Here is a 21,717-nt window from a genome sequence, read left to right on the forward strand (position 1 = left end):
CGGATCATGATGAGGTCATGGCGGGGTCGTGACCGGCTCTCTGGTGGGTGAAAGCGCAGATCAGCAGGCTTGGTCCCATGACAGAAGCAGTGCGGTTGGACGCGGTGAGCAAGGTGTACGGCAGGGGCCAGAGCGCGGTCGCCGCCCTGCGCGAGGTGTCGGTCGGCATCCCCCGGGGGACCTTCACCGCCGTCATGGGACCCTCGGGCTCGGGCAAGAGCACGTTCCTGCATTGTGCGGCCGGTCTCGACGTCCCCAGCTCGGGGGCGGTACGGCTGGGCGGCGCCGACCTGACCGGCATGGACGAGAACGCGCTGACCGAGCTGAGGCGGCGGCGCATCGGCTTCGTGTTCCAGGCGTTCAACCTGGTCTCCGCGCTGACCGTGACGGAGAACATCACGCTGCCGCTCAAGCTGGCGGGCGCCCGCGTCGACGGAGCCTGGCTGGAGGAGGTCGTGCACAGGGTGGGCCTGGGAGGGCGTGCCGACCACCGTCCGGCCCAGCTCTCCGGCGGCCAGCAGCAGCGGGTGGCGATCGCCAGGGCGCTGGTGACCAGGCCGGAGGTGGTGTTCGGCGACGAGCCGACCGGCGCGCTGGACACCATGACCGCCCGCGACGTGCTGACGCTGCTGCGGGAGGTGGTCTCGGCGCTCGGCCAGACCGTGGTGATGGTCACCCACGACCCGGTGGCCGCCTCCTACGCCGACACCGTGCTCTTCCTGGCCGACGGGCGGATCGTGGACGCGATGACCGCCCCGACCGCCGAGAAGGTGGCCGAGCGCATGACCCGGCTGGGGGCGTGGAAGTGATGATCTCCCTCGCGTTGAGGACGCTCAGGCACCGCAAGGCCGGCTTCGCCGGCGCGTTCGTGGCCCTGCTGTGCGCGGCCGCGCTGGTGACCGCGTGCGGGATGCTGCTGGAGACCGGCCTGCGTGGTGAGGTGGCGCCCGAGCGGTACGCCGGCGCCCCCGTGATCGTGGCGGGCGACCAGTACGTCAGACAGCTCAAGGAGAGCGGCAAGGAGAAGGCCAAGCTCCTGTCGGAGCGCAGATGGATCCCCGCCTCGCTCGCCGAGCAGATCCGGCGCGTCCCCGGTGTCACGAAGGCGGTGACCGAGGTGACCTTCCCCTACGCCGGGTTCACCGCCCACGGGTGGGAGTCCGCCGCGCTCACCCCGTTCACGCTCGCCAAAGGGCGCGCCCCCAGGGCCGCGAACGAGGTGGTCGTGGACGCCCGCCACTCCGGGCGGACGGTCCCCGGCTACCGCGTCGTGGGAGTGACCGCGCAGGCGCTGCCCGGCCAGGACACGCTCTTCTTCGCCACCGGCGAGGCCCGCCGCCTGGCGGGACGCGACGGCCTGGTCACGGCGATCGGCGTCTGGCCCGCCCTGCACGTCACCGTTCAGGGCGCGCTTACCTACACCGGCGACGAGCGCGGCGCGGTCGAGTTCCCCGAGGCGGAGGGCGCCCGGGTGAAGCTCGTCAGCCTGGGCGGCGCGCTCGGCGGCACCTCGCTGCTGGTGGCGATCCTCGTCGTGGTGGGCACGTTCGCGCTCTCCATGCAGCAGCGCCGGCGCGAGATCGCCCTGCTGCGGGCCGTCGGCGCCCTGCCACGGCAGGCCAGGAAGCTCATCGGCGACGAGGCCCTGATCGTCAGCGTGGCCGCCGGGGTGCTCGGCTCCGGGGGCGGGATCCTGCTGGGGTTCTGGCTGCGGGACAGGTTCGTCGAACTGAGCGCCATCCCCCCGAACCTGCGGCTGGTCGTCAGTCCGTTCCCGGCGATCGTCGCGGTGCTGACCACTCTGGCGGCCGCGTGGGTGGCGGCCCGCGTCTCCGCCCGCCGTACCACGAGGATCAGGCCGGTGGAGGCGCTGGGAGAGACGGCGCTGCCCGCCGGCTCACTCGCGCCCGTCCGGCTGATCGCGGGCCTGCTCGCGCTCGCCGGCGGGGTGGCGGTGACGATCGTGCTGTCCAACCTGTCCACGGAGGCGGCGTCCACCCCGGTCACCATGCTGACCGCGCTGCTGTGGACGATCGCGGTCGCCCTGCTGGGACCGGCGATCGCACGAGCGGTGACGGCGCTGCCGCTGCGGGCGCCCGGCGTGGCGGGCTACCTGGCGCGGAAGAGCCTGCGCGCCGGGACCGGGCGGCTGGCCTCGGTGATCACACCGTTGACCCTGATGACGGCGATGACGTGCACGATCCTGTTCGTGCAGACCACCATGGGACACGCCGCACAGGGTGAGGTGACCGCGGGCGTCAAGGCCGACCACGTGCTCGCCCCGGGCGCGTCCGTGGCCGCCGTCCGCCGGACGCCCGGCGTGCGCGCCGTGACCGAGGTGCTGCACACCTCGGTCAGGATCGACCTCGAGAAGTACGAGGCGCAGGCCGTCACCCTCGACGGCCTGGAGCAGACGATGGACCTGGGCGTGGTGGCGGGCTCTCTGGACGGGCTGAGCGACACGTCGGCGGCGATCAGCCGCACCGCGGCCTCGCGGCTGGACGTGGGCGTGGGCGACCAGGTCTCGCTGGTGCTCGGCGACGGCACTCCTGCCGAGGTGCGGATCGCCGCGATCTACTCCCGTGGCCTGGGCTTCGGCGACCTGACCCTGTCACGCGGGCTCGTCGCGGGCCACGTGGACGACGTCCGTGGCACGCTCCTGGTGGCAGGCGGGGCGCTTCCCGCGGGGGCCGTGCTCGCCCAGGCCTCGGGCGGCGGGGCCGACGCGGCGGTCGCGTACGTCGCCATGGGGCTGATCATCGCCTTCTGCGCCATCGCCGTGGTCAACACGTTGGCCATGTCCACCCTGGCCCGGTCCCGCGAGCTCGCCCTGCTGCGGATCGTGGGCACCACGCGGCGGCAGGCGGCGCGGATGCTGCGCGCGGAGACGCTGACGGCGCTGGCCGTCGCCGTGGTCGTCGGGACGGCGATCTCGCTGGTCACGCTGGCGGCCTTCAGCATGGGGATGACGGGGTCGGCGCTGCCGTACGTGCCGCCGCTCGCCTATCTCGCTGTGGTCGCCGCCGTGGCGGGGCTGGCGCTGGCGGCCACGGCGATCCCGGCCAGGTTCGCACTGCGACCCCGACCGGCCGACGCGCTCGGGGCGCGCGAGTGAAGGGCGGAATGCCCGAATCAGGTGAATATCCAGCAACGTGAAAGGAATTCGGCGCAAGCTTGAGGAAATACGCCTACTGTCACGGGGTTGCACATGCGGCGAATGCTGATCGCGTTGGGTTTGGGCCTCGTGCTGGCACCCGTGCCGGCCGCGGCCGCCGCACCGTCCTACACGCTGCCCAGGACGGTCATCACCGCCACGGTGAACCGCGACGGCACGGTGAAGGTGGTCGAGGACCACACGTTCCGGTTCTCGGCCGCCGGCCACGGGGCCTACGTCGACATCCCGCGCCTGGGCGGGGCCGAGGTGGAGAGCGTCGCGGTCGGCGAGGGCAAGGCCCGGTACCGTGCCGAGGGGACGCCGGAGCTGAACGTGGAGCGTCCTGGGGAGACGTTCGCGGAGGGCGACTGCACGGACGGGCCGCATCGGGTGGTCTGGTACTTCTCCGCCGAACCCGGGAGCACGCACACGTTCCGGCTGGCGTACACGCTGAAGAGCGCGGTCACGGCGTACAAGAAGCACGCGTTCCTGCACCTCCCACTCTGGGGCAGCGGCTGGAAGGGCGAGCTGGGCCAACTGCGGGTCTCGGTACGGCTGCCGCGAGCCGCCAAGGGCGGCCACGAGCAGTACCGGGCGTACGGGCGCTCGGACAGCGGCTTCAAGCCCGCACTCTCCAAGGACCGGCGGACCGTCACCGGCACCGCCCGGGACGTGGCCGCCGGGCATCCCGTCTCGCTCGACCTGGCCTTCCCCACGGCCCAGCTGACCGACGTGACCCCTCAGAAGGGGACCGGCGCGGCCAGGCTGGCCAAGCTCGAGAAGAGCGTGCCCGAGGCGGCCACGACCTCTGAGTGCGTGCTGGAGGGCTCCGTGGTGGAGGAGGACCACGGGCTGCCTGAGTCGTTCGCCGACACCGGCTCCCCGTCCACGGGGTCCACCGGCTGGACGGGCATCCTGTTCGTGCTGATCCTGATCATCGCCGTGGTGTCCCTGCTGGCCAGGGCCGGGCGAGCGGGAGGGTGGTCCTCCGGGACGTCACGCCCGCGCTCGTATCACCGGCACACCTACCACTCGCACACCTGGAGCAGCGGTTCCGACAGCTCCAGCAGCTCCAGTAGTTACGACTTCGGCGGCTCCAGCAGCTCTGACTCCGGCAGTTCGGGCAGCTCCGACTCGGGCAGCTCCGGCAGCAGCTCCAGCGACGGCGGCGGCGGGGCCTGGTGAGCCGTTAATTCGGTTGCGCCGGGTTTCGGCAAGCCCATACGGTTACGGACATGCGCCTTTACCTGTAATTCGCACTCAGCAGCGAAACCGCACCAGTCCACCCAGACGCGGCAGCTGTGCATGTCGAGCGGCCTCCATGAGCCGCGTCGCGAGTTACGTAGAGGAGCTTCCTTATGCGAGTTCGTTCAGCCAAGAAGAAGAACCGGCCCGAGTTGCCCGCGCCACGGCAAATGCCCAGGATGCCGCAACGCCCGGTCGCGCCACCCAGGCGCATCCCGTCCAAGGGTCGCTGAGACAACTACCCGGGATGGTAGTTAGCGAGCGCCGCCTCCACCGTACGCCAGGAGGCGGCGCTCGCCTTTTCACCGTCGCGGGGGAACATTGACTCCGCGGCGCGATTGCCATCCGTAATTGCCGGTTACTCGGTGCTATCGTCTGGGGGTCGTGTCGTCATGATTCTCGGGGGGAACGTTGAGGGCATTCATACGGATCGCCGTAATAGCCGTAATGGGATTCAGCGCAATGCTGGCCGCGAACACCGCGTCGGCCTCCACGCCGCCCCGCGCGCACTCCCTGCTCGCCGGCCTGTTCGGCGCGGACCTCGGCTCCGTGGTCAGCGCGCTTCCCAGCGTTTTCTGCGGCAATCGACTGGTCAGCTACAATTCGCCGGCGCCCAATTCGCCGACGACGTGCGTCAACGGCCCGGCAAACTCCGGAAACTCCACCAACAGCGGCAACTACCACAATGATGGAGATCCCATCAACAGCGGTAACTTCTCGAATGCCAACGGCTCCACCGCCAGCAACAACACCATCAATGGCGGCAACACCGCCAATGGCTCCCAGTGGCTGGGTGACCGGTGATACGCAGGGCCGGAGCGGTCGTGGGCTATCTCGGGCTGATGTTCGCGACGACCGCGATGTCGATGCCGCACGCAGCTCACCGGGACGGCGGCAACTCCTGGAACAGCGGAAACTACTGGAGCAAGGGCCGGCAGGTGAACAGCGGCAACTTCTCGTTCGCGAAGAACTCTCCGAAGAGCAACAACGTCCACGGAGGATCGAACTTCGCCAACGGCTTCCAGTGCTTCATCGAGCGAAAGAGCGTCGCCAAGCGAGCCTGCTGACACAATTGGCCCATGCCATCCTGCGCGCCGCTCATACCCGGTGATCCCGGGAGGCTGGCCGGCCTGAAGCTCCTTGGCAGGCTGGGCGAGGGCGGGCAGGGCGTCGTCTATCTGGCCGAGACCCCCATGGGCGCGCACGTGGCCGTCAAGTGGCTGCGGCTCGACCAGTCCGACGACGAGAAGAGCGTCGAGCGGTTCCTGCGCGAGGCGCGGATCGCGCAGCAGGTGGCGCGGTTCTGCACCGCGGCCGTGCTGAGCACGGGCGTCGAGCACGACCGTCCGTACATCATGAGCGAGTTCGTCGAGGGGCCCTCTCTGGCGCGGGTCGTTCGGAACGAGGGCCCGCGCAGCGGCTCGGCGCTGGACTGGCTGGCCATCAACACCGCGTCGGCGCTGGCCGCGATCCACGCGGCCGGCGTCGTGCACCGGGACTTCAAGCCGGCCAACGTCATCATCGCCGCCGACGGGCCGCGCGTGATCGACTTCGGCATCGCGCGGGAGCTGAGTCCCGCCACGATGACCAGCAGCACGCAGATCGGGACGCCTGCGTACATGTCTCCCGAGCAGGTGCTGGGGCATGCGGTCGGGCCCGCGGCGGACATGTTCTCCTGGGCCGGCACGATGGTCTTCGCGTCCTGCGGGCGGGCGCCGTTCGGCAACGACGTGCCGCACGCGGTGTGGGCCCGGGTGCTCAACAACGCGCCCCGTCTGGGCTCGCTCGACGGGCCGCTCCTCGACGTGGTGCGGGAGTGCCTCGCCAAGGATCCGGCACAGCGGCCGACCGCCAGAGAAGTGATCATGCGGCTGCTGCGGAACCCGTCCACCGGCTCCGACCAGGGCGCCACCTGGAATCCGCCTGCTCCCGACCCTCCAGAGGAGCAGGGATTCTCCGGCACCACGTGGAACCCGCCGGAAATTTCCGAGGAGCGAAGCGAGCAGGCCGCTCCCCGGCCGGCGCGCAAGCCGATCATCATCGGCGCGGCCGCTCTGGCCGCCGTGCTCCTTTTCGCCTCCGGGATGGTCGCGGCCGTGGCGCTGTCGAAGCGCACGCCCATGGCCGGCGGGTCCACCGGACCCACGGCCACGACGCCGAAGGAGCCGACTCGGACGCCGCCGCCCTCGACTCCCGCCGGGCCCGTCAAGACCACGCTCCCCGGCGGCTCGCTCACCCTCTACGAATACCCGTCCGCCCCGAAGACGCTGACGGCGTACGAGATCTACGACAAGAAGATCGATGACCGCGTCGACTATGCGAGGGAGTCACTGCACGGCAAGTTCGTGAAATATCCCGGCAACCTGGAGTCGCGGGTCTCGCCCAACGGGCGTTATCTGGCGGGAAGGCCGGAGGATTACACCTCGGACGGCTACGACTCGATCCTCATCGCCGACCGGGTGGCGGGATCCAGTTTCCGGGTCAAGACCGTGCGCAAGCCGCTGGACAGCCCCATCCGCGCCTGGTCGAAGGACGGCACCAGGATCCTGCTGAACGTCAACAAGAAGATCAAGAAAGACTGGGTCACGGTGGGCTTCGCCGTCGTCGAGGTGGCGGCGGGCGACCTGGCCCAGAGCAAGGTCGGCGTGGTGAACGTGGCCGACGACTCGATCCGCGGCTCAGACTTCGCCTGGGACGGCAACGAGCAGGGCGTGGCCATCGTCTACGGCAAGGACGAGGGGCTGCGCTTCTTCGACGTCTCCGGCAGGCCCACGCGGGACCTGCCGGGGGTGGGCTCGTTACGGTCCGACGCCAGGGACATCTTCTCGCCCTCGGGCAGGACGTTCGTGACCGAATGCCCCCGGGGCCGCGACGGGGAGACCTGCCTCTGGGACACCGCCACCGGCAGGCAGATCCGCAAGTTCTCCTCCGACTGCGACAAGGTGCTCGGCTGGTACGACGAGACGCGGCTGTACTGCTGGGAGTGGGACAACGCGACCAACACCGAGCTGCAGGTCATGGACTTCGACGGCAAGCTGGTCCGCAGGCTGATGGAAGTGCCGCAAGAGCTGAAAGTGACCGCTCATTTCACGGACAATCCTCCCCACGGCTCCTGACCTACGTGCCCCAGCCGCCGGTACGCGTTGGGGCTGCTGCCGTGAATGCGTTTGAAGGCCGAGCTGAAGCCGAAGGCGTCGGCGTACCCGACGCGGCGGGCGACCGAGGCGACCGTCGCGCCGGGCTCGTCGAGCAGGTCGGCGGCCAGCGCCATGCGCCAGCCGGTCAGATAGGTCAAGGGCGGCTCGCCGACCAGCTTGGTGAAGCGGCCGGCCAGGGTGGTGCGCGAGACGTTCGCGACTGCCGCGAGCGAGGCGATCGTCCACGGCCGGGAGGGGTCGTCGTGGATGGCACGCAGGGCGGCACCGACCACGTCGTCACTGAGCGCGGCGTACCACCCGGGCGCTTCGGCCTCCGGCCGGTCGAACCAGTCGCGCAGCGTGCACACCAGCAGCCAGTCGAGCAGGCGGTCGAGTACGATCTGGCGGCCGGGACGGCAGGCCACGAGCTGCGCTTCCAGATAGGCGCGCATGCCGGCGCAGTCGGCGTCCTCGGGCAGCACGATCAGGGACGGCAGGATCCGCACCAGCCGCCGCGCCACCTCGCCGTTGATCATGTAGGCGCCGACCAGCAGGACCGTCTCGCCGGTGGCGTCACCCCCGTGCCGGGCATCGGTGACGACCCGCGGTGCTTCGGTGTCGGAGAACACGAACGGCTCCGGTCCCCGGACGATGGCCGCCTCGCCCTCCCTCAGCCGCCGGGCATCGCCGTCGCGGATGATCCAGCCCTCGCCGCGCAGGGGCACGCAGAGCGTGAGTGACGCCTGGTCGGTGAACTTGAGTGCCCACGGCGGCGACAGCACCGACGCGCCGAAGACGGAGCCTTCGCCGCGTACGCCGTGCAGGAGGTCATCGAACGGATCCACGGGCCTCACCATAACCGGACGATCGGAAAGGTCCCGCGTACGCGTGGCCATGGTCGCCGGATCGCCGGCCCGGTTGGCTGTTGCTCATGAACGACATCGTGATTCTCGGTGCGACGGGCAAGACAGGCCGTCGTGTGGTGGAGCTGCTGCGCGCGGAGGGCAGGCGGGTGCGGCCGGCGTCCCGTTCCAGTGAGGTGCGTTTCGACTGGTTCGATCCGGCCACGTGGGAGGGCGTGCTGTCAGGGGCGGACGCGGTGTACCTGGTCGCACCTGAGGACCCCGCCGCCGTACGCGACTTCGTCAAGCGAGCCGAACGGGTGGAACGGTTCGTGGTGCTGTCAGGGCGGGGGCTCGAGCACGCCGGTGACACGTACTGGCGGGGGATGACGGCCGCCGAGGAGGCGGTACGCGAATCGGGCGCGGAATGGACGATTCTGCGGGCGAACAACTTCAACCAGAACTTCTCCGAGGACCTGTGGCATGCGCCGCTGCTGGAAGGACGGCTGGCGCTGCCGGTCGGAGACATGCCGGAGCCGTTCGTCGACGTCCATGACATCGCCGCGGTCGCGGCACGCGTGCTGACCGGGGACGGCCGCCACAACGGGCGGGTCTACGAGCTGTCGGGGCCGCGCGGACTGACGTTCGGCGAGGCCGTGCGGGTCATCGGGCAGGCGTCCGGCCGAGCCGTGGAGTACGTGGAGCTGACTCCCGAGGAGTACCGGGCCGAACTGCTCGCCGAAGGACTTGCCGAGGAGGTGGCCGACGAGCTGGGCGCCCTGTTCGCCCTGCTCCGTGAGGGTCGTCTGGCGGGGCCCACCGACGGGGTCCAGCACGTGCTGGGCCGCCCGCCCATCAGCTTCGAGGACTACGCCGCCCGGGCCTGGGCCTCGGGCTGAGCCGCACCGGCGAGGCCCGCGTCAGCACATGGTCCACGAGGTTGACTTCGCCTTCCGTACCGGCGAGGTGAGCTGGAAGACGACCGTGTGCCTGGACCCGAGCTCGGGCGTGATCAGCTTCTTCGAGCCGAAATAGTCGCTCTTGCCGTAGGACGGGATCCGCCTGGAGCCGCTCTCGATCACCTGGCCGTCGACCAGCCACTGGTAGGAGAACGGGGCGCCCATCTGGGACGAGTCCAGTCCGACGCCGAAGCTCAGCGAGCCCGAGTAACAGGTGACGCCCTCCTGGTTGATCTTCGACGAGCCGGCGACCCGTACGTAGGAGAGGCTGAACGAGGCGGCCCTGGTCCTGTTCGCGGTGGGCGACGGGCGGGTCGTGGCCGGCTTCTTCGTCGGCGTCGGCGTCGGCGTCCGCGTGGGCCGGGCGGTCGTGCGTTGCTGTGTCGGCGAGGAGGTGGGGCGCGGGCGCGTGCTCTTCGGCGTGACCGTCGGGGTCCGCGTCTTCTTGGGCGCCACGGTCCTTCTGTGCTTGGTGGCGGAGGGGGACGGCTCGCTGGAGCCGGCCGCCAGCGCCGCCGGGTTCGGATCCCTGTTCACCGAGGCGTTCCAGACGACGACGCCGGCCGCCAGGCACACGGCGACCGCTCCGGAGACGCCGGCGATCAGCGGGAAGCGCAGTGCCGTGCGCCGCGGTGGAAGGGTGGGGGACCCGCCGCCTGCCGGAGCGTGCCAGGGGGTGGGTGCGGCGTGCTGCCCCGGTGTGCCGGCGGAGGGGGACCGCTGGCCGCCGAGCAGGCGGAGCAGGACGTCCTGCATCTGCGGGCGGGCGCCGGGGTCCTTGGCCAGGCAGGCGTACACGATCGAGCGCAGCGGCTCCGGCAGGTCGCCCAGGAACGGCTCGTGGTTCAGGACCCGGTTGATGACCGCGGGCAGCGAATCGTCGCCGAACGGGGGCGTGCCCGTCCCCGCGAACACCATGACGGAAGCCCAGGCGAAGACGTCCGCGGCCGGGCCGATGTACGCGCCCGCCAACTGCTCGGGGGCCATGTACGCGGGCGTACCGACGACACTGCTGGTGACGGTGACCGCGGAGTCGGCGACGCGCGCGATGCCGAAGTCGATGACGCGCGGCCCGTCGCGTCCGAGCAGCACGTTGGCGGGCTTGAAGTCGCGGTGCACGATGCCCGCCCGGTGGATGGCGGCCAGCGCCGTGGCCGTGCTGACGGCCAGACGTTGCAGGTCGGCGCCGCAATAGCGGCCCGTCTGCGCCAGCGAGGGCCCTTCGACGTACTCGCTGACGATGTACGGGCGCGTGCCCATCGACGCGTCGAGCACCTGGGCGATGCAGAACGGCTCCACGCGCCGGGCGGCATCAATCTCCTTGGCGAAGTGGTCGCCGGCGCCGACGGACTGCCGCAGCACCTTGACCGCCACCGGCCGGCCGTCCGGTGCCTGGCCGAGGTAGACGATGCCCTGGCCGCCCTCGCCGAGCCGCCCGACGATCCGATAGGCCGCGATCGTCTGGGGGTCTCCTGGGCGCAGGGGTTCGGCGTTCGGCATGAGTGAAGTTACTCCTGTGACGGCCGGGACGGACCTTCCGCACCCTAACGGGATAAATCCTGATCTGTAGGCGTATTACTCCGACGGCAGGAGGAACCGCCAGGTCACGGCGTAGACCTGGCCGTGGCTGTCTCGATAGAGCGGCCACCCTCCCGGCCCCTTGACCCGCTTGACGGACCGGATCACCGCTTTCGCCTGGCGGCCCGTCAGCTTCCTGACCAGGACGCCCGTCTCTCCCTTCGCAGGCTCCCGGATCGAGGACGGCCACGGCGCATCCGCCTTCCGCTCGGACGAGCGCTCGGCCACCAGTCGTACCCGGTCGGCGCTGTAGCCGGTTCCTTCGCGGCGCACCCGGTCGGCGAGCGTGGTCAGGGTCTGCTGCGCGTGGTAGAGGGCGTCGGGGTAGCGCTTGCTGCCGGAGTAATCACGGCTGAGGGCGTAGGCGTCGACCGTACGCAGGGTACGGCCGCCGGTCCAGACACCGAGGGTCGCCGTAGTGGCGTCGTAGATCCTGGGTCCGCTCGGAGTGGGGGTCGAAGGCTGGTTCTTCAGGTCTTTCCTGAGCGACCGGACGAGGGTGCTCACATCGGCGGACGTCAGCCGCAACCGGCGGTCGGCGTCGGCGACCGCCAGGCCGCTCCCGTAGACGATGATCTCGGGCGGATCGATCTCCTTGAACCCGGGCCGGACGTAGCCCCCCGAATCCCACAGCAACGCGACCACCTGACGGTTGTCCGGCCTCTCGCCGGGCCGGGCGGCCTCGGCAGAGGCGGGGTGGCCGATGGCCGGCAGCATCGAAACAGCTGTCACCAGAAAGGTGCAGAGAAGGCGCATATCCCGGAAACGTGGAAGATCCCTCGCCGGTTCAGGAGTGGCGCAGGACCGTACGCCGGCCGTCGTCGCCAGGGGTGCTCACGATGAGGCGGCGCGCCATCGCGGTGACGTCCTCGCTCAGTCAGACTCGGCTGCTGTGCGGCCACGGAGTTCGTCGGCGGCCTCCTGGTAGGCGGTGGCGGCGTTGGCGAAGTAGTCGAACAGGACGCTGCGCTGCTCGGGGGAGTACTGCTGGATGATCGCGGCGATCCTGTCGCGGGCGGGAGCGAGGACCTCGTCCAGGCCCGACGGGGTGGCGATCGGTTCGACGATGACCTTGCGGCGGTCGCCGGGATCGGGGACGCGGCGGACGTATCCGGCCTGCTCCAGGCGGTCGATCAGCCGGGTGGTGGGGCCGGTGGTCAGGCCTGTGCGGCGGCCGAGCTCGCCGGGGGTCAGCGCCCCGCTCAGGCTCAGGATGTTCAGCGCGTACAGGTCGGTCGCGCCCAGGTCGACGGCCTTGGCGCTGGCGTGGCCGTGCAGCATGACGGCGCTCAGGTACCGCCGGTAGACCGCACCGGCGTTCTCGGGTGTTGACACGTTCCGCCCTCCGGCTTAATCTCTTCCTCAGAGAAGATAAATCCTCAAGGAATCAACTTCCTCTAAGAAGCTATCATGAGAGGGCTAGAACCATGAACGCTCGTACCGCTGACACCGCCGCCGTCACCGCCGTGCTCGACCGCCTGGCCGACGCCTGGGAGCGCGGCGACGGCGCCGCCTACGGCGCGCTGTTCACCGCCGACGCCACCTACATCACCTACGTCGGCACCCTGTACATCGGCGCCCAGGAGATCGGCGACGCCCACCAGGCGCTGTTCGACAGCTTTGTCAAGGGCACCAAACTGGCCGGCCAGACCGTCAGCATCCGCTTCACCGGCCCCGACACCGCCCTGGTCATCACCCGCGGTGACACCTACAAGGGCAGGCCCGGCAAGCTCCACAAGATCCAGACCTACACCCTGACCCGCCAGGCGGACGGCGAGTGGAAGATCGCCGCCTTCCAGAACACCAAGCACCAGGCGGTCATGGAAGCCATCTCCTTCAAGTTCCAGCCTGCCAGCAAGCCCGCCGCCGCCCACGCCTGAACGCCCACGCCTGGACGCCCACTTCTCAACGCCCACGCCTCAACGCCCACGGAAGACCCCACATGACTTCGCTCGCCGTCGTCGCCGCCACCGGGCGCACCGGACGCCTCGTCGTCGAACGCGCCCTGGCGGCCGGACATGCCGTCACCGCCGTCGCCCGCCACCCCGAAGCCCTCGGCCTCGACCACCCCCACCTCACCCGCCGCGCCGCCGACGTGATGGACCCCGCCCGCTTACGCGCGGCGCTGGCCGGACACGACATCGTGGTCTCCGCCCTCGGCTCGACCGGGAGGGGCCCGACCACCCTCTACTCGGCCGGCACGGCCGCGATCATCGGGGCGCTGCCCCCGGACGCCCGGCTCGTCGTGATCTCTTCGGCCGGTCTGGCCACCCCCGCCGACGCCGGACCGACCGCCCGCCTCTTCGGCCGCGTCCTGCACCACGTCATGCGTCACCCGTACGCCGACATGAACCGCATGGAGCGCCTGCTCGCCGGGACCAGCCTCAGCTGGACGGCCGTGCGGCCGACCGGCCTGACCGACCGGCCGGGCACCGGCCGCCCCCGCGTCTCCCTCGGAGCGTCCGAGCGCCTCGGCACTCGGACCTCCCGCGCCGACCTGGCCGCCTTCATCGTCGACCATCTCGACGACCCGCTGACCTTCGGCCGCCCCGTCGCCGTCTCCTCATGAGCTTGACCTGCGCCAAGGCAGCAGACGACCGTTCCTGGCCGTTCCCCGACGTAGCCTGGGAAGAACTCGCTGGTACGACCGTAGTTCCAGGAGAAGTCATGTCCTCACGACTCAACCCGTACCTCACGTTCAACGGCAACGCCCGTCAGGCGATGGAGTTCTACGCGGACGTGTTCGGCGGAAACCTGGTCATCAACACGTTCGCCGAGTTCGGCGCCACGGACTCACCGGACGCCGACCGGACCATGCACGCGATGCTGGAGACCGACGCCGGCTACACGATCATGGCCAGCGACGTCACCGGCGACATGGAATTCCAGCCCATGGCCGGCTCCTCGCTGAGCCTCAGCGGCGACGACGCCGATCTCCTGCGCGGATACTGGGAGAAGCTGTCCGCGGGCGGGACCATCACGATGCCCATGCAGAAGCAGGCCTGGGGCGACGAGTTCGGCATGTGCGTCGACAAGTTCGGCGTGCCGTGGATGGTCAACATCAGCCAGGCGCGGACCTGATCGATGCTTTTCAAGGAAAATGCAAGCGACGGGCAAGGACCAAAGCGACAATTGTTGCAAGTGTTAATATCCGCGCATCCCTTGGTCACCTCCCCCCGGCTCTCAGCTCCAGCGTTCACCGAGTAGATCCCCAGGTGGCCCGGGCCGAGAGGACAGGGTGGTCATGGCCACACGTCGAGAACGTCTGCGTTACTGGTTCGACAACAGCATGTCGAGGGGCACGCCCGCCCTCATCGGCTGGCTCGCACTGGTCACCGTCGTCATGGTCGTGGTGTTCGCGGTCCTGTCCGTGGCCTTCGCCGACGACGATGTGCACCACAGCTGGTACGACGCGCTGTGGGGCAGTCTCATGCGGGCGATGGACGCGGGCACCATGGCGGCCGACAACGAGGCCAGCAGCCCCGTCTTCACCGTCCTCGGGTTCGCCATCACGATCGGCGGCCTGCTCATCGTCTCCAGCCTGGTCGGTGTGCTCACCACCGGCCTGGACAACAAGCTGACCGATCTGCGCAAGGGCCGTTCCCGCATCGTCGAGTCCGGGCACACGGCGCTGATCGGCTGGTCCGACCAGATCTTCACCATCATCCCCGAGCTGGTCGAGGCCAACGCGAGCGAGTCCAGATCCTGCATCGCCATCCTGGGCGATCGCGACAAGCTGGAGATGGAGGAGGAGCTGCGCGCCCGGGTCGGGGACACCGGCAAGACCCGCATCGTCGTACGCAGCGGCAGCCCCATCGAGCCGACCGATCTCGACCTGCTCAGCCTGGACACCGCCCGCTCCATCATCGTGCTGTCCCCGCAGGGTGAGGATTCGGACGCGCACGTCATCAAGACGCTGCTGGGGCTGACCAACCGCAACTGGCGCAGGCGGCGCCCGCCGATCATCGCCTCGGTCACCGACACCGACAACCTGGTGGCGGCCGAGCTGGCCGGCGGCGGGCACGCGCAGGTGGTCGACACCGACGACATCGCCTCACGGCTCATCGTGCAGACCTCCCGCCAGTCCGGGCTGTCGGTGGTCTGCACCGACCTCCTGGACTTCGGCGGCGACGAGATCTACATGCGTCCCGAGCCCAAGCTGACCGGATTCCCGTACGGGGAGGCGCTGTTCGCGTACGAGACCGCCTCCCTGATCGGGATCCGGCGCGGGGACGGGTCCGTGGTGCTGAACCCGCCGATGAACACCGAGATCCAGCAGAGCGACGAGATGATCGTGGTGGCCGAGGACGACTCCACGATCCGGCTGGTACGCAGCTTCCCACCCGTCGTCCAACAGGCGATCGCCCACCCCGTCCGCCAGCCCGCACCTCCGGAGCGCACGCTGCTGATCGGCTGGAACAGCCGAGCCCCGAAGATCGTCGCCGAGATGGACCAGTACGTGGCGCCCGGCTCCACGCTGAACATCGCGGCCGACGTCATGGAGGACGACGACCACCTGGCACAGCTGAAGGTCGGCCTGCGCAACCTGGCCGTCAACGTCAAGGAGTGCGACACCACCTCCCGGATCACTCTGGAGGCGCTGGAGCCGGGCGTGTTCGACCACATCATCGTGCTGGCCGACGACCGGCTGGAGGGGCAGCACGCCGACTCGCGCACGCTGGTGACGCTGCTGCACCTGCGTGACCTCGCCTCGCGTACGGGACAGCGCTTCCCGATCGTCAGCGAGATGAACGACGACCGCAACCGCCGCCTGGCCCAGGTGACCAAGGCCGACGACTTCGTGGTCAGCGACAAGCTGATCAGCCTGCTGATGACGCAGCTCTCGGAGAACCCGCACCTGGGCGCGGTCTTCCGCTACCTGTTCGACTCCGACGGCTCGGAGATCTACCTCAAGCCCGCGACCGACTACGTCCAGCCCGGGGTCACGGTCAGCTTCGCCACCCTCGTCGCCTCGGCCCGGATGCGCGGCGAGACCGCCATCGGCTACCGCCTGCAGGTCGAATCCACCTCCCCGCCGAACTACGGCGTCGTCCTCAATCCCGGCAAATCCGAGCCGGTCACCCTCGGCCCCCGCGACCTGGTCATCGTGCTCGCCGAGAACTGACCCGTCAGCGGTTCCCGCTGTCACGGCGTATCAGTGCCGTGCCAGGCGAGGGCGCGATCGTTCTCACCATGACGAACTCCGAAACCCGCACCCGTCCCGGCACCGTCACCCTCGCCGGCATCCTGCAACTGCTGTCCGCCCTTCCAGACTGTTCACGGCCGATTGGACTTCGCGTGCCATCCAGGCGGTGGGTCCTCGCCGACGACCCCGTCCACGGCCTCGCGGAGCAGGTCGGCGTGTCCGGTGTGGCGTCCGTACTCCTCGATCAGGTCGCAGAGCAGCCGGCGCAGGCTGAAATGGCGTCCGTCGGCGTAGGCGAGGTGGACGAGCTGGTCGAGTCCGCCGGCGGCCAGGGCCGCGTCCAACCTCGCCCGCGACCGCTCCACGGTGGCGTCCCAGAGCGCGTAAAGGTCCTCGGGGGCGTCATCGGCGGCCGAGTTGAAGTCCCAGTCGGGGTCGGCGCCCCAGTCCGCGGTGTCCCACGGCGCGCCCATCGGCGCGCCGCTGAGTTTGGTGCTGAACATCTGATCCTCGGCGCGCGCGAGGTGCTTGAGCAGGCCGCCGAGCGTCAGCGAGGAGGCACCGATGCGGGTCCGCAGCCCGGCCGCGTCGAGGTTGTCGGTCTTCCAGCGGAACGTCGTGCGCAGGCGGTCGAGCGCACCGATGAGGTGCTCGGCCTCGGTGCCGGCGAGGGGCGGTTCCCACCAGTAATCGCTGTTGGTCATGGCGCCACCGTAGAGTCCATTCCGGACGTTCTGCTTCCGGAAGCGCGAGCGATCACCTCGGGTCGTGCCTGTTCAGTGCGCGGCGTCCAGTTTCGCCCGCTGTTCCGCCGTCAACTCCAGGTCCACGGCTGCCAGGCTCTCGTTCAGTTGCTCCACCGAGGAGGCACCGACCAGTGGGATCACCGGGATCTCGCCGCCCATGAGCCAGGCCAGCACCACCTGGTTGACGGTCGCTCCGGTCTCCTGCGCCACCTCCCGCAGCGCAGCCAGACGCACAGGTGTGCCCGCGTGGTCGAACGCCGCGCCGAGCGGCTTGTCCTGGCGGACGTAACCGCCGCCCAGCAGGGGCGAGTACGCGACCAGCGAGAGTCCGGGCTCGGCCCTGAGGTAACTGAGCAGGTTTCCGCTGACCACGCCCAGGTTGCCGTCCTTGGACCGCAGTGTCGGCAGATCGGTGCGCGGACGTAGGTAGGTGTGGTGATACTGCAGGACCTCATAGCCGGGCAGCCCGGCCGCGGCCGCCAGGCTCCGGGCCCGCTCGAGTCGCCAGGCCCAGTGGTTACTCGCCCCGAGGAGGCCCACAGTGCCTTCCTCGACCAGACCTGCGAAAGCCTCGACGGTCTCCTCCAGCGGCACGCTGGAACCTTCGATGTAGGCATGTGCGTACAGGAGGTCCAGCTTGTCCACGCCGAGCCGTTCCCTGCTCCGCTCCGAAGATTCCCGGATGACCTGCGCGGACAAGCCCTCAAGGTCGTGGCTGAGGGTGCTCGCCGGAGCGTTGGGCCGCCCTCCGAGTTTGGTGGCGATGACGATCTCATCCTCAACGCCGCGACTGCGGCGCCAGCGTCCGAGCAGCGCCTCGCTCTCTCCGCCCTGAGTGCCGTTGATCCAGTACGCGTAGTTGTTGGCGGTGTCGATGAAGTTGCCGCCGGCCTCGACGAACCGGTCGAGGATGGCGAACGACGTCGTCTCGTCGGTGGCGGTGCCGAACAGCATCGCGCCAAGGCTGAGCACGCTGACATCACGGCGGGTCTTCGGATCACTGCCGATCGTGCGGTACTTCATTGGGGGGTCCTCTCTTAATTCAGGGAATGCGGAGAGCCGACATGGGTCACGGGGCGGGTGTCCAGCCGGCCGGGCGGCAGATCACGCAGGCGGCGCAGAGGACTGGCGAGGAGGATCAGGCCGCTCAGCGCGAACCCGATCAGCATCACCCACAACGCCGTGCGGACGGTGAACGCCTCGGCCAGTGCGCCGGCCAGGACGCCCCCGAGCGGCATCGCGCCGAAGTTGACCAGCTGCACGCTGGAGGTCACCCGGCCCATCAGTTCGCCCGGCACGTACGTCTGGATGAAACCGGAGAAGACCACGTTTCCTGCTACGACCCCCGCGACGATCAACACGCCGCCCAGCACGAACAGCGTCAGCCCGGCTCCGCGATCCGCCAACGGGATCATCAGGCCGGCGGGGGCCAGGCCGGCTTTGCCGAGCAGAACGGCCCGCGCGCTGCCGAACCGTGCCGCCATCGGCCGCGCCACCATGGCGCCGACGATGCCGCCCAGGCCGGTGGCCGCGATCAGCAGGCCGGTCTCGCCCGCGCCGATCCCGACGCCGTCCACCAGGAAGAGCACGGTCAACGACGTGTAGCCGGTCAGCGCGAGGTTGGCCGCGCAGCCGTACAACGTGTTGCCGCGAAGCAGCGGATCGCGGGCGCCCAGGAGAATGCCGTCGCGGATCTCGGTGCGGAGGCGTCGGCGGGGCTTGGGGGTGTGGGCTTCGCGCCGTTCGATGCGGGCAAGGCAGATGGCCGAGACGGCGAAGCTGGCGGCGTCGGCGACCAGGCTGCCGACAGCCGAGAAGAACTGGGCGAGCAGCCCGGCGAGACCGGGCCCGGCCAGGTTCGCCACCTGCTCGCTGCCCTGGAGTTTGGCGTTGGCCTCCAGCAGGTCGGACCCGTCCACCAGGAACGGCAGGTAGGCGCGGTACGCGGTGGCGAAGAACACCTTGGCGGTCCCCGCGACCAGCGCGACCACGATCAGCTGGCCGATCGTCAGACGGCCGAGAGCGGCGGCGATCGGAACGCTGAGGAAGGCCGCCATCGACACGCAGTCGGCGGCCAGCATCACGGGGCGGCGGGGGAGGCGGTCCACCCAGACACCCGCAGGCAGGCCGACGAGCAGCCAGGGCAGCCAGGCGGCCGCCGCCAGCCCGCCGACCGCGAACGGCGGCGTGTCCAGCACGGTCACCGCGACCAGGGGCAGCGCTACGCCGGTGACGGAGCTGCCCAGGCTGCTGATGCTCTCCCCGATCCACAGCAGCCGGAAGTCGCGCCGGCGCAGCAGCCCGAAACGGGTCTCCTCTGTGATCGTCACGGTCGGCCGGGCACTGCGCGGGCGAAGGTGAAGACGGTGCCGCGTTCCCGGCCGTCGTCGGGCAGTTGGCGCTCTGCCCACTTGTTCATCACGGCTTTGAGCTCGGCGGCGTATTCGGCCAGTTCTTCGTCGGTGACGCGGATCCAGGCCTCGGTCGAGAACGGCCCGAGCGGCCAGCGTTCCTGCTCGGACTGGGGCTGGTCCGCCCAGCGGCGCACGTGGCCGGTCTGCCGCTCCAGGTTGAGCGATTCGACGGCCCGAGCCACCGCCTCCCCTGCGGCGTCGCCGGCGAAATCGGTGGAGGACCAGCAGAGCGTGGGAGTGGTCCGACGCCACCAGCGCTCGCGCCGGTCGCGGGCCAGCTCCGGCACCTCCTCGATCAGCCCGGCGGCTGCCAGGGCGCGCAGGTGGTGGCTGACGTTGCCGACGGCTTCCCCGGTCTGTTCTGACAGGGTGCTGGCGGTGGCGGGGCCGTCGAGTTTCAGCAGGTCGAGGAGGCGGCGGCGCACCGGGTGCGCCATGGCTGCCAGGACTCGCGAGTCGATGATCCCAGGCTGGTCGTCGGGCATGGCGAGGAGCGTATACGTACAAGAGTCATTGCACAATAGCTCTTGTACGTATGCGCCCGCCCTGTACGGGGCCTGGGCCGGCCCTTCACCCCTTGCCATCGCGCAGCTGAACGGCCCGCTGCTCTGCCACATCGATTCGATAGATCACGTCATGCGGGTGGGAACAAGAAAGGGCGGTCTGGTGGTCGAGGTCCAGCAGATTCCGCAGCAGCATTCGCCCGATCATTTCGTGCGAGACGATCAACGGCCGACGTGCTCCTGCCGCGTCGATCTGGAACAGGGCTCGGCGGGCACGTTCTTCGGCGTCCGCGTAACTCTCTCCACCTGGAAAGCGGTATGAGTACTTATTGCGAGCGCGTCCCAGTGCGACTTCGGGAAAGTCGCGCCGAATCTCCTCGTCGGTCAGTCCGGCGATGTGCCCATGGTGGATCTCCTGAAGATCGTCGATGATCTCGACCGGCAGAGCGAGCCGCGCTGCGAGGATCTCCGCCGTGCTCAGGGCACGCCCTAGAGGACTGCTGAACACTCTGTCCACGGGCAGAGCCGCGACGACGTCCGCATGGTGCACGGCCTGAAGAACGCCGTCGGCCGTCAACGGGGAATCGAGGTGCCCCTGCCGGCGCCCTTGGACATTCCACGTCGTCTGTCCATGTCTGGCGAGATACACCTCTGCCAGGTTGATCCCTTGCGCCATCGCTGCTTGTTCTCCCCAGGTATCTACATTTTTCTACACGCCCGCATTTTCGCCGCCCATTCTCATGGCAACGATCTGTTCGACCATGCCCTCAAGACGCCGCATACCGGCGCGAAGTGACACGATGTGAGCGCACATCACGCGTCTGGAGATTTGACCCCTTGACCTGGAGTGCGCTCGAGCTCCTAGCGTCGGCGGCACCGAGAAGGGAGCACATCACGTGAGAACTGTGCAGCTTGGCCGTACGGGCGAGCAGGTCAGTCAGCTCGCCCTGGGATGCATGATCATGGGCACGGTGACGCCGGAGGACGAAGCCGTCACGATCCTCGACCGGTACCTCGAGGCCGGAGGCAACTTCCTGGACACCGCCGACTGCTACTGCTGGTGGGAGAGCCGGGGAAGCTACGGCGGAGAGAGCGAGGAGCTGCTGGGCCGCTGGCTGGCCAGGACCGGCCGTCGCGAGCAGGTGTTCCTCGCGACCAAGGGCAGCGCCGTGATACGCGACCTGGACGCGGTCTGGTCCGACGGCCGGCCTGACTGGGACGCCGCCTACCGGACGTTCGTCGGGGCCGGGGCGAAGACCTTGCGGGAGGCCATCGACGGCAGCCTGCGCCGGCTCGGCACCGACCATGTCGACCTGTACTACGTGCACGTCGACGATCGTGCCACGCCCTTGGAGGAGACGCTGGAGGCGCTGGCCGGCATCGTCCAGGCGGGGAAGGCCCGCTACATCGGCTGGTCCAACGTACGGACCTGGCGGCTGGAGCGGATCCGCCAGTTGTGCGCCCAGCACGGCTGGCCGGCGCCGGTGGCGCTCCAGCAGCAGCACTCCTACCTGCGGCGCCGAGCCGGGCTCCGGCACGCGTCCATCGTGGACGACGAGCAGCTCGACTACCTGCAGGCACACGACGACCTGAGCCTGGTCGCCTATTCGCCGATCCTCAAGGGCATCTACGACGACCCCGCCAAGCGCGCGGGTCATGGGGCGATGGACCCTTACCAGGGTCCGGACGCGGAGGCCCGGCTCGCCGTTGCCGCCGAAGTGGCCGCCGAGACCGGGGTCACCCCGAACGCGCTGGTCCTTGCCTGGCTGCTGCACCAGACCTCGCCGGCGATCGTGCCGCTGATCGGGCCGCGCACGATCCAGCAGTACGAGGCGGCGCTGCCGGCGCTCGACGTCAAGCTCACAGGGGAGCAGCTCGCCCGCCTCGACGCCGCCGGAGCCTGACAGGAACCCGATCTCCGCAGGTGGCGCGGCCGAGGCCGGACCGGTGACGAAAGCGAGGCCGAAGTAGGCAGCGCGAAGCATCTCCACAA

The 21,717-nt window shown here is 69.6% G+C and carries 21 protein-coding genes; 12 read left to right on the top strand and 9 right to left on the bottom strand.

Annotated elements, in window-relative coordinates:
• The first annotated feature begins 77 nt into the window (after positions 1-77).
• The 6 genes from AB0J64_RS14000 to AB0J64_RS14025 all read left to right on the top strand — a co-directional run bounded on the left by AB0J64_RS14000 (position 78) and on the right by AB0J64_RS14025 (position 7,515).
• Entirely contained in the window at positions 78-809 is a 732-nt protein-coding gene (locus AB0J64_RS14000; RefSeq protein WP_364025677.1) for an ABC transporter ATP-binding protein, read from the top strand.
• Positions 809-3,115 carry an ABC transporter permease gene (locus AB0J64_RS14005; protein ID WP_364025776.1) on the top strand — a complete coding sequence of 769 codons (2,307 nt, stop codon included), beginning with the start codon at positions 809-811 and terminating at the stop codon, positions 3,113-3,115. The genes AB0J64_RS14000 and AB0J64_RS14005 overlap by 1 nt, the downstream gene beginning before the upstream one ends.
• A gap of 93 nt (positions 3,116-3,208) precedes the next feature.
• Entirely contained in the window at positions 3,209-4,339 is a 1,131-nt protein-coding gene (locus tag AB0J64_RS14010) for a DUF2207 domain-containing protein (RefSeq protein ID WP_364025680.1), read from the top strand.
• A gap of 522 nt (positions 4,340-4,861) precedes the next feature.
• Complete coding sequence (locus AB0J64_RS14015) at positions 4,862-5,203, top strand: hypothetical protein (RefSeq protein ID WP_364025683.1); 342 nt, start codon at positions 4,862-4,864, stop codon at positions 5,201-5,203.
• Positions 5,204-5,223: 20 nt separating this feature from the next.
• Entirely contained in the window at positions 5,224-5,466 is a 243-nt protein-coding gene (locus AB0J64_RS14020; RefSeq protein WP_364025685.1) for a hypothetical protein, read from the top strand.
• A 12-nt stretch (positions 5,467-5,478) separates the two neighbouring features.
• Positions 5,479-7,515, top strand: coding sequence for a WD40 repeat domain-containing serine/threonine protein kinase (locus AB0J64_RS14025; protein ID WP_364025688.1), 2,037 nt, complete (start codon positions 5,479-5,481; stop codon positions 7,513-7,515).
• On the opposite strand, the gene AB0J64_RS14030 is transcribed toward AB0J64_RS14025, so the two are convergent.
• Complete coding sequence (locus tag AB0J64_RS14030) at positions 7,482-8,381, bottom strand: AraC family transcriptional regulator (RefSeq protein WP_364025691.1); 900 nt, start codon at positions 8,379-8,381, stop codon at positions 7,482-7,484. The genes AB0J64_RS14025 and AB0J64_RS14030 overlap by 34 nt on opposite strands.
• An 86-nt stretch (positions 8,382-8,467) precedes the next feature.
• Here AB0J64_RS14030 and AB0J64_RS14035 point away from each other — a divergent pair, with 86 nt between their 5' ends.
• Complete coding sequence (locus AB0J64_RS14035; RefSeq protein ID WP_364025693.1) at positions 8,468-9,277, top strand: NAD(P)H-binding protein; 810 nt, start codon at positions 8,468-8,470, stop codon at positions 9,275-9,277.
• A gap of 21 nt (positions 9,278-9,298) precedes the next feature.
• On the opposite strand, the gene AB0J64_RS14040 is transcribed toward AB0J64_RS14035, so the two are convergent.
• The 3 genes from AB0J64_RS14040 to AB0J64_RS14050 form a co-directional block, all read right to left on the bottom strand.
• Positions 9,299-10,837, bottom strand: a complete 1,539-nt coding sequence (locus AB0J64_RS14040; protein ID WP_364025696.1) for a protein kinase — start codon at positions 10,835-10,837, stop codon at positions 9,299-9,301.
• A 75-nt stretch (positions 10,838-10,912) separates the two neighbouring features.
• A complete protein-coding gene (locus tag AB0J64_RS14045) occupies positions 10,913-11,647 on the bottom strand; it encodes a hypothetical protein (RefSeq protein WP_364025699.1) in 735 nt (244 codons plus the stop codon).
• A gap of 141 nt (positions 11,648-11,788) precedes the next feature.
• Positions 11,789-12,250: a MarR family transcriptional regulator gene (locus AB0J64_RS14050; RefSeq protein ID WP_364025702.1), complete on the bottom strand. Its 462-nt coding sequence runs from the start codon at positions 12,248-12,250 to the stop codon at positions 11,789-11,791.
• Positions 12,251-12,342: 92 nt separating this feature from the next.
• Here AB0J64_RS14050 and AB0J64_RS14055 point away from each other — a divergent pair, with 92 nt between their 5' ends.
• The 4 genes from AB0J64_RS14055 to AB0J64_RS14070 all read left to right on the top strand — a co-directional run bounded on the left by AB0J64_RS14055 (position 12,343) and on the right by AB0J64_RS14070 (position 16,040).
• The gene (locus AB0J64_RS14055) at positions 12,343-12,795 is read left to right on the top strand and encodes an SgcJ/EcaC family oxidoreductase (protein ID WP_364025705.1); all 453 of its coding nucleotides are present in this window, start codon (positions 12,343-12,345) and stop codon (positions 12,793-12,795) included.
• A gap of 62 nt (positions 12,796-12,857) precedes the next feature.
• Entirely contained in the window at positions 12,858-13,484 is a 627-nt protein-coding gene (locus tag AB0J64_RS14060; protein WP_364025708.1) for an NAD(P)H-binding protein, read from the top strand.
• A 98-nt stretch (positions 13,485-13,582) separates the two neighbouring features.
• Positions 13,583-13,996, top strand: coding sequence for a VOC family protein (locus AB0J64_RS14065; RefSeq protein ID WP_364025711.1), 414 nt, complete (start codon positions 13,583-13,585; stop codon positions 13,994-13,996).
• A 163-nt stretch (positions 13,997-14,159) separates the two neighbouring features.
• Positions 14,160-16,040 (top strand): potassium transporter TrkA, encoded by a 1,881-nt coding sequence (locus tag AB0J64_RS14070; RefSeq protein WP_364025714.1) that lies wholly within the window; start codon positions 14,160-14,162, stop codon positions 16,038-16,040.
• A gap of 152 nt (positions 16,041-16,192) precedes the next feature.
• Here AB0J64_RS14070 and AB0J64_RS14075 read toward each other — a convergent pair whose 3' ends face one another.
• From AB0J64_RS14075 to AB0J64_RS14095, 5 genes are all read right to left on the bottom strand, one after another.
• Positions 16,193-16,765, bottom strand: a complete 573-nt coding sequence (locus AB0J64_RS14075) for a DUF664 domain-containing protein (protein ID WP_364025717.1) — start codon at positions 16,763-16,765, stop codon at positions 16,193-16,195.
• A 72-nt stretch (positions 16,766-16,837) separates the two neighbouring features.
• Positions 16,838-17,830, bottom strand: coding sequence for an aldo/keto reductase (locus AB0J64_RS14080; RefSeq protein ID WP_364025720.1), 993 nt, complete (start codon positions 17,828-17,830; stop codon positions 16,838-16,840).
• A 14-nt stretch (positions 17,831-17,844) separates the two neighbouring features.
• The gene (locus tag AB0J64_RS14085) at positions 17,845-19,137 is read right to left on the bottom strand and encodes an MFS transporter (RefSeq protein ID WP_364025723.1); all 1,293 of its coding nucleotides are present in this window, start codon (positions 19,135-19,137) and stop codon (positions 17,845-17,847) included.
• Positions 19,134-19,706, bottom strand: coding sequence for a helix-turn-helix domain-containing protein (locus AB0J64_RS14090; RefSeq protein WP_364025726.1), 573 nt, complete (start codon positions 19,704-19,706; stop codon positions 19,134-19,136). Before AB0J64_RS14090 ends, AB0J64_RS14085 begins: the two co-directional genes overlap by 4 nt.
• 85 nt (positions 19,707-19,791) lie before the next feature.
• The gene (locus AB0J64_RS14095) at positions 19,792-20,400 is read right to left on the bottom strand and encodes a histidine phosphatase family protein (protein ID WP_364025729.1); all 609 of its coding nucleotides are present in this window, start codon (positions 20,398-20,400) and stop codon (positions 19,792-19,794) included.
• 220 nt (positions 20,401-20,620) lie between these two features.
• Here AB0J64_RS14095 and AB0J64_RS14100 point away from each other — a divergent pair, with 220 nt between their 5' ends.
• Positions 20,621-21,628 (top strand): aldo/keto reductase, encoded by a 1,008-nt coding sequence (locus AB0J64_RS14100; protein WP_364025732.1) that lies wholly within the window; start codon positions 20,621-20,623, stop codon positions 21,626-21,628.
• Positions 21,629-21,717: the final 89 nt, after the last annotated feature.

The sequence above is a fragment of the Nonomuraea sp. NPDC049695 genome (assembly GCF_040674955.1).
Lineage (GTDB): Bacteria > Actinomycetota > Actinomycetes > Streptosporangiales > Streptosporangiaceae > Nonomuraea > Nonomuraea helvata.

Excerpts from the sequence above, each read along its gene's own strand:
- AB0J64_RS14000 (WP_364025677.1), top strand. The coding sequence starts at position 78 with ATGACAGAAGCAGTGCGGTTGGACGCGGTGAGCAAGGTGTACGGCAGG.
- AB0J64_RS14005 (WP_364025776.1), top strand. The coding sequence starts at position 809 with ATGATCTCCCTCGCGTTGAGGACGCTCAGGCACCGCAAGGCCGGCTTC.
- AB0J64_RS14010 (WP_364025680.1), top strand. The coding sequence starts at position 3,209 with ATGCGGCGAATGCTGATCGCGTTGGGTTTGGGCCTCGTGCTGGCACCC.
- AB0J64_RS14015 (WP_364025683.1), top strand. The coding sequence starts at position 4,862 with ATGCTGGCCGCGAACACCGCGTCGGCCTCCACGCCGCCCCGCGCGCAC.
- AB0J64_RS14025 (WP_364025688.1), top strand. The coding sequence starts at position 5,479 with ATGCCATCCTGCGCGCCGCTCATACCCGGTGATCCCGGGAGGCTGGCC.
- AB0J64_RS14035 (WP_364025693.1), top strand. The coding sequence starts at position 8,468 with ATGAACGACATCGTGATTCTCGGTGCGACGGGCAAGACAGGCCGTCGT.
- AB0J64_RS14040 (WP_364025696.1), bottom strand. The coding sequence starts at position 10,837 with ATGCCGAACGCCGAACCCCTGCGCCCAGGAGACCCCCAGACGATCGCG.
- AB0J64_RS14055 (WP_364025705.1), top strand. The coding sequence starts at position 12,343 with ATGAACGCTCGTACCGCTGACACCGCCGCCGTCACCGCCGTGCTCGAC.
- AB0J64_RS14060 (WP_364025708.1), top strand. The coding sequence starts at position 12,858 with ATGACTTCGCTCGCCGTCGTCGCCGCCACCGGGCGCACCGGACGCCTC.
- AB0J64_RS14065 (WP_364025711.1), top strand. The coding sequence starts at position 13,583 with ATGTCCTCACGACTCAACCCGTACCTCACGTTCAACGGCAACGCCCGT.
- AB0J64_RS14070 (WP_364025714.1), top strand. The coding sequence starts at position 14,160 with ATGGCCACACGTCGAGAACGTCTGCGTTACTGGTTCGACAACAGCATG.
- AB0J64_RS14075 (WP_364025717.1), bottom strand. The coding sequence starts at position 16,765 with ATGACCAACAGCGATTACTGGTGGGAACCGCCCCTCGCCGGCACCGAG.
- AB0J64_RS14080 (WP_364025720.1), bottom strand. The coding sequence starts at position 17,830 with ATGAAGTACCGCACGATCGGCAGTGATCCGAAGACCCGCCGTGATGTC.
- AB0J64_RS14090 (WP_364025726.1), bottom strand. The coding sequence starts at position 19,706 with ATGCCCGACGACCAGCCTGGGATCATCGACTCGCGAGTCCTGGCAGCC.
- AB0J64_RS14095 (WP_364025729.1), bottom strand. The coding sequence starts at position 20,400 with ATGGCGCAAGGGATCAACCTGGCAGAGGTGTATCTCGCCAGACATGGA.